Source organism: Parafrankia irregularis, assembly GCF_001536285.1.
GTDB lineage: Bacteria > Actinomycetota > Actinomycetes > Frankiales > Frankiaceae > Parafrankia > Parafrankia irregularis.
Window position 1 is genome coordinate 512914 of record NZ_FAOZ01000004.1, and the last position, 6291, is coordinate 519204.

Below are 6291 nucleotides of genomic sequence, written 5' to 3' on the forward strand. Positions count from 1 at the left end.
GACTGGATCAGGCGGAGGTGAGCCCGTACTCCTCGGCAAGCTCGGCCATGTCGGCCAGGTTCATCTCGTAGACCGCGGCACCCGGGTCGACCGGCACCGAGGTCGCGACGGCACCGAGCGGGAAGACGTCCAGCCGGGTGTAGAAACCGCCGGTCAGGCCGGCGAACTGGTCGGCGGGGCCAAGGGTGCGCGCACTGTAGGCGGTCGCGCCGGCGACCCACACCGGCACCCCGCCGATGCTCCCGGCGGAGGCGTGGTGCGCGTGCCCGCAGACCACGATCTTGACGTCGCTGCCGCGCAGGACGTCGGCGAGCTCGGCCGACTGGCTGAGGATCATCCCGTTGAGCATCTCGACGGGCGAGGGCACCGGCGGGTGGTGCAGGGCGAGCACCGTGCCCGCGGGCGCGGCGGTGGCGAGCTCGTCGGCGAGCCAGCCCAGCTGCGCGTCGGAGAGCAGGCCGGCGTGCTCGTCCGGCTCGGTGCTGTCGAGAACGATGATGCGCAGGTCACCCGCCCAGTGCACGTAGTCGTGCGGGGTGTCGGCGGTCGGCTCGGCGCCGAGCAGCCCTTCGCGGAACGGCCCGCGGCTGTCGTGGTTGCCCATCACGTAGAGCACCGGCGCGCCGATCCGCTCGGCGACGGGCTCGACGGTGTCCCGCAGACGGCGGTAGGCGTCGAGCTCGCCCTTGTCGGCGAGGTCGCCGGTGAGCAGCAGTGCGTCCACCTGGACGCCGGACTTCTCCACCTGCTCCAGCGCGGCGACCAGGTTGGCGTGGGTGTCGACCTTGCCCATCATCAGCGAGCCCTCGGGCACGATGTGGGTGTCGCTGATCTGGATCACGGTGTGGGTGAGCTTCTGCGGCTCGGGAATCAGGAACATGGTTCGGCCTTCCGTGCGAGGCGGAGTCGAGGTCTGCGCGGGGAGACCTGCGCGGGAGAGGCGTCAGGCCGTTGAAACATCGTCGGTCACCGGTTGTCGTCGGTCACCGGCTGTTGTCGGCTATCGGCTGCTGTCGGTCACCGGTTGTCGTCGGTCAGCAGTGCCTCGACCAGGCGGTCGAGGGCCTGCGGGGTCGCGCCGTGCGCCAGCAGGTAGCCGCGGACGTCGCCGTGCCGGGCCCGGATGCGCGCCAGCGTGTCGAGGATGAGCTGGGGCGGGCAGGCCATCACGTCCGTCGGGAGGTCGCCGGGGCCGGCGCCGGCGCCGGCCCCGGCCAGCTGCCGCACCGCGGCGATCGCCTCCTCCCGCAGGTAGCGGGCCGTCAGCGCGAAGTCGGCGGCGATGGTCTCGTCCGGCACCCCGCACAGGTCGAGGACCATCGCGACGACCATTCCCGTCCGGTCCTTGCCGGCGCTGCAGTGCACGATGCCGGGCAGCGCACCGGGTTCGGCCAGGGCGAGCACCGCGGCGGTGAGCCGGTCGCCGCGGTTGTCCACGGCGAAGTCGTAGATCGCCTGCAGGCTGACGGCGGCGCCGGCGCCGCGCAGGACGTCCATCGCCGCGTTGGCGCCGGCCGCGGCCGCGGCGCCCGGGGTGGCGGCGGCTGCCTGTGCCGTGTTGGCCTGGGCCGTCGCGGAGGCGGCGTCCGTCGGGGCGGCGTCCGCCGGGGGAACCGTGTAGATCGGTACCCAGACCGAGCGGGCCGGGAGCTGCCCCAGCGCGTCCGGTTCCTGCGCGCGCTCGCCGGCTTCCCGCAGGTCGACGACCGAGCGCAGGCCGAGCTGGGCGAACCGGGCCCGGGCGGTGTCGGTCAGGGCGTGCATCGCGCCGCAGCGCAGCAGCGTGCGCCAGCGCACCCGGCGCCCGTCCGCGGCGCGGTAGCCGCCGACGTCACGCAGGTTGACCGAACCGGGCAGCTCAAGCCCGCGTCGGGCGCTCTCGGCGCTCTCGGCGCTCTCGGCGCTCTCAGTGACCTCGGTGCTCTCAGCGACCTCGACGGTTTCGGTGCTCTCGGCGACCTCGGTGTTCCCAACGGTGTCGATGGTCATCTCGCTCACTTTGTTGGGAGGAGATCGTCGGCCTGACGCTGGGCCTCGGCCAGGGTGGACTTCGCGTCCTTGCCGCCGTAGACCGCGCTTTCGACCGCGGTCATCATCAGGTCGCCGATCTGCTGGTAGTCGTCACCGGGGAAGGAGACCCACGGCTTGAGCCGGGTCAGCTGCTCGAGGTTCGGCTTGATCAGGGGGTTCTTGTCGGCCCAGTCCTTGAGCGTGGCCGGGTCGTCGACGAGGCTCGGCCGCAGCGGCAGGTAGCCGATCTTCGACGAGATCACGGTGTAGGCACGGTCGCTGGTGAGGAACTTGATGAGCTCCCAGCCGGCCCGCTGCTTGGCCGGGTCGGTCGAGAGGATCGTCAGGCCGGAGCCGGAGTTCGTCGGCACCGCGGCCTTCGAGCCGAAGCCGGGCTCGGCCGCCGACCGCAGCTCCCAGCCACCGGCCTGGGCCTGCTGAATGAACAGTCCCTGGACGGCGCTCGTCTCCAGAAGCATGCCGAGGTCACCGCGACCGAACGTCTCGAACGCCTGCGCCTGCGACAGGTTCGGGCTCACACCCGCCTTGACCAGGTCGGCCGCCATCTGGACGGCTCCGACGGCCCCCGACTCGGCGAACGTCAGCTTCGTGCCGTCCTCGGAGAGCACCCGGCCGCCGTTGGAGAGCACCAGCGACTGGAAGCACCAGTCACCGGCGGACTTCGTCAGGCAGTCGATCAGTACACCGCCCTTGCCGGTCTTCTCCCTGATGGCCGTCGCCGCCGTCTTCACCTCGGCCCAGGTCGTCGGGGGCTTATCCGGGTCGAGCCCGGCCTGCCGGAACAGGTTCGCGTTGTACCAGAGCACCGGGGTGGAGAAGACGTACGGAACCGCGTAGGTGTGCCCGTTGACGTCACCGAGCGTGCGCGCGGACTCGGCGAAGGGGTGGTCACCCTCGAAGTTCTCCTGGACGGCGTCCTTGCCGACCAGCGTGTCGATGGGCTGGGCGCCCAGGCTGGTGGCGGCGAAGCTGAGCGCGTTGAAGGTGACCTGGGCGACGTCCGGTGGATTGCCGGCAAGCGCCTGGTTCTTGATGCTTCCGACGATGTCGGTCTGGCTGGCGCCCTGTGGCGGCTGTGCCCTGACCGTGATGTTGGGGTGTTCCTTCTGGAACTCGGCGAGCAGGCCCTCGATCGCAGGCTTCCAGGTGCCGGTGGACGTCAGGTTGTAGCTCTCGAAGACGATCGAGACCTTCTGGTCCGCGGAGAGCTCGGGAATCGTGCTGGTGGATCCGGCGGCGTCCGTCGTCGAGGCGGCGGGTGAGGACGACGTCGCGCAGGCCCCGGCGGTCAGCGCGACGAGCGCGATGCCGGCCGCGGCGAGCGACAGGCGTGGTCTGGCCACGTGATGCTCCTCTGCATGATGGCGTGGCGAATGAAGGATGATGAACGAACGGGATGAACAGGGCGAACGGGAAACGGTGATCGCGGGGAAGCGCGGCCCGGCGTCTCGGCGGCCTGGCGGCCTGGCGGCCCGCGTCAGACCGCGGCGGCGACGGGCCGCTGCGGCAGGTGCCGTGTACTCGGCGTGTGCCGTGTACTCGGCGTGTGCCGCGGGCTGGCGTCGTCCGGGGTGGGCTGCCAGGCGAGGCGGCGGCCGCTGGTGCGGTCGAAGAGGTGCACCTGGCCGAGGTCGACGGTGAGCGTGACGGCGTCGCCCCGGCGCAACCCGACCGGGCGCGGCCCGCGCAGCGCGACCGGCTGACCGCCGATCTCACACCACGCGACTTCCTCACCGCCGAGGTTCTCGACGCCGGTGACGACCCCCCGCAGCCGTGCCCGCTCGGCCGATTCGGCCGGCGCGCTCGACCCGGCTGGCGTAGCTGTGTCGGCGGGCGCAGCCGAGCCATCGGCGTCGCGGACGACCCGCAGGTGTTCCGGGCGCAGGCCGACTGTCACGTCCCGGGCGGCGTCCGAGCCGGCCCACAGTGGGATCTCCAGGTCCGTGGCCGCCACGCGCAGCCGGGCGGCGCGTTCGGAGATCCGGGCCGAGAGCAGGTTCATCGGCGGTGAGCCGAGGAAGCCCGCGACGAACACCGAGGCGGGATTGTCGTACACCTCGGTCGGGGTGCCGATCTGCTCGAGACGTCCGCCGTCGAGCAGCGCGACCCTGGTCGCCATCGTCATGGCCTCGACCTGGTCGTGCGTGACGTAGACGAACGTCGACCGGAGCCGGTGGTGCAGCGCCGACAGCTCGGTCCGGGTCGCGGTGCGTAGTTTGGCGTCGAGGTTGGACAGCGGCTCGTCCATGAGGAACGCCTGCGGTTTGCGCACCAGCGCGCGGCCGAGGGCGACTCGCTGCCGCTGCCCACCGGAGAGCTCTTTGGGATGTCGCCCCAGTAGCGCGGTGAGCTCCAGCTGGCCGGCGACCTCGCGGACCCGCTCGGCGATCTCCCGTTTCGGCAGCCGGGCCGCGCGCAGCGGGAAGCCGATGTTCCGTTCGACGGTGAGATGGGGGTAGAGCGCGTAGCTCTGGAACACCATGGCCAGGTCACGGTCCCGCGCTGGCGCGTAGGTGATGTCGGTGTCTCCCAGCAGAACGCGCCCCGCCGTCGGCTCGATCAGGCCGGCGATCATCCGGAGCAGGGTCGTCTTGCCGCATCCGCTCGGTCCGAGCAGCACCAGGAAGTCGCCATCGGCGATCTCCATCGAGATGTCCTCGACAGCGTGAACGGACCCGAACTGCCTGGTAAGGCCCTCGATCCTGATCCCAGCCACCCCGGCCCCCTTCGTGTACCACAGTTTCAAGATTCGAAACTGTCATGGCTTGCTGTTACATGAGGAAGGGTCGGCCAGCCAGGTGAACAAACCGGGACGGACGGGGGAACGTGCGCGGTAACTTGCACGACGATGCAGGTCAGAGGCATCCACCCGGCTCTGGTCACGGAAATCTTGATCGTCAGTACGCCGGGTCGCCTGAGCCGTGTATGAAATGCTGCATGGCGACACCCGGGAACGACACGTCCACCGCGCCGGCAGGGGCCCCGCTGCCCGGCGGGCTGTTCGCCGTCGTCCAGGCCGCGCTGCCGGGGCTGATCCGCAGCGAACGGCGAGTGGCGGAGGTGTGCCTGGCCCAACCGGACGATGTCGTTCAGTGGTCGGTCGCCGAGCTGGCCGCGGCGGCGGGAGTGTCGACGGCGACCGTCGTACGCGCCTGCCAGCACCTCGGATTCCGCGGCTTCCAGCACATGAGGCTGGAGCTTGCCCGCCAGGCCGGGGCTCTCTCGCTGCGTGACGCGCGGGCACCGCTCCCCGACGACCCGCCCGAGCGGGTCGTCGACGCAGTCTTCGCGACCGCGGCGGAGGCGCTGACCGACGCCCTCGGGCCGCTGGACCGCGGCGCGCTCGCGCCAGCGGTCGACCTGCTGGTGCACGCGAACAGGCTGCTGCTCGTCGGCAACGGCGGCTCGGCGCCGGTCGCTCAGGACGCTGCGCTGCGCTTCATCACCATCGGCCGACCGGCCGAGGCCCCGACCGACTCGATCACGCAGGCGCTCGCGGCCCGGCTGCTGGCCCCGACCGATGTCTGCATGGTGATCACCAGCAGCGGGGCGAACGAGCCGACTCTGCGGGCGGCCGAGGCGGCACGTGCCGCGGGAGCGCCGGTGATCGCGATCACGAGCTACTCGGCGGGGCCGATCACCGAACTCGCGACGGTGCTACTGGTGGTGGGAACGCCAGGTCTGCCCCTGGGCAGCGAGACGATCGCCAGCAGACTGTCATCGTTGCTGCTCCTGAACGCACTGCAGCTCGCGGTGATGCTCCGGATTCCCGCGGACGCCTCCGCCCACAACGCTGGCGCGATCAAGGAAGTGCTCGACCACCAGCTGCGCACCGAGGCCCCGTCGTCGCCACGGCGACGGACCACCCGTTGAGACCTGCGGGGCGCGGCCTGAACAGCAGCGCCGCAGGGCGTGCGAAGCGAGTCGGACGGATGTCCACTCGGATTCGCACGCCCTGCGGCGCGACGCGACTGTGCTGACGCGGGGGTCAGGCCGCGTTTCCAGCGGAGTGCCCGGACTGCCTTCCCCGGGCCCGGCGCCTGAACGGTACCGGTGATCTTTACGGCTTCTGGATGAGAGGAACCGGTCAGCCGGTGTAGTACGGAACGCCGGGCACGGCCGACAACGCCGCCGGAGCCGCAACGGGTACGCCACCGCCGCCGCCGCCACCGCCGCCGCCACCGCCACCGCCACCGCCGCCACCGCCGCCGCCGCCACCGCCGCCACCAGTGCCGCCACCGCCACCGCCGCCGGTTCCTG

Annotated in this window: 5 protein-coding genes; 1 reads left to right on the forward strand and 4 read right to left on the reverse strand. The window is 71.5% G+C overall.

The annotated features are described in order from the left end of the window. Window positions 1–7: 7 nt before the first annotated feature. From AWX74_RS09205 to AWX74_RS09220, 4 genes are all read right to left on the reverse strand, one after another. A complete protein-coding gene (locus tag AWX74_RS09205; protein ID WP_091273665.1) occupies window positions 8–880 on the reverse strand; it encodes a metallophosphoesterase in 873 nt (290 codons plus the stop codon). 137 nt (window positions 881–1017) lie between these two features. Next, window positions 1018–1989 carry a tyrosine-protein phosphatase gene (locus AWX74_RS09210; RefSeq protein ID WP_091273798.1) on the reverse strand — a complete coding sequence of 324 codons (972 nt, stop codon included), beginning with the start codon at window positions 1987–1989 and terminating at the stop codon, window positions 1018–1020. Between the two features lie 5 nt (window positions 1990–1994). Then, the gene (locus tag AWX74_RS09215; protein ID WP_091273667.1) at window positions 1995–3374 is read right to left on the reverse strand and encodes an ABC transporter substrate-binding protein; all 1380 of its coding nucleotides are present in this window, start codon (window positions 3372–3374) and stop codon (window positions 1995–1997) included. A gap of 134 nt (window positions 3375–3508) precedes the next feature. Then, window positions 3509–4747: an ABC transporter ATP-binding protein gene (locus AWX74_RS09220; RefSeq protein WP_242666143.1), complete on the reverse strand. Its 1239-nt coding sequence runs from the start codon at window positions 4745–4747 to the stop codon at window positions 3509–3511. A gap of 221 nt (window positions 4748–4968) precedes the next feature. On the opposite strand from AWX74_RS09220, the gene AWX74_RS09225 reads away from it, so the two are divergent. Next, a complete protein-coding gene (locus tag AWX74_RS09225) occupies window positions 4969–5904 on the forward strand; it encodes a MurR/RpiR family transcriptional regulator (RefSeq protein ID WP_226931122.1) in 936 nt (311 codons plus the stop codon). Window positions 5905–6291 lie beyond the last annotated feature (387 nt).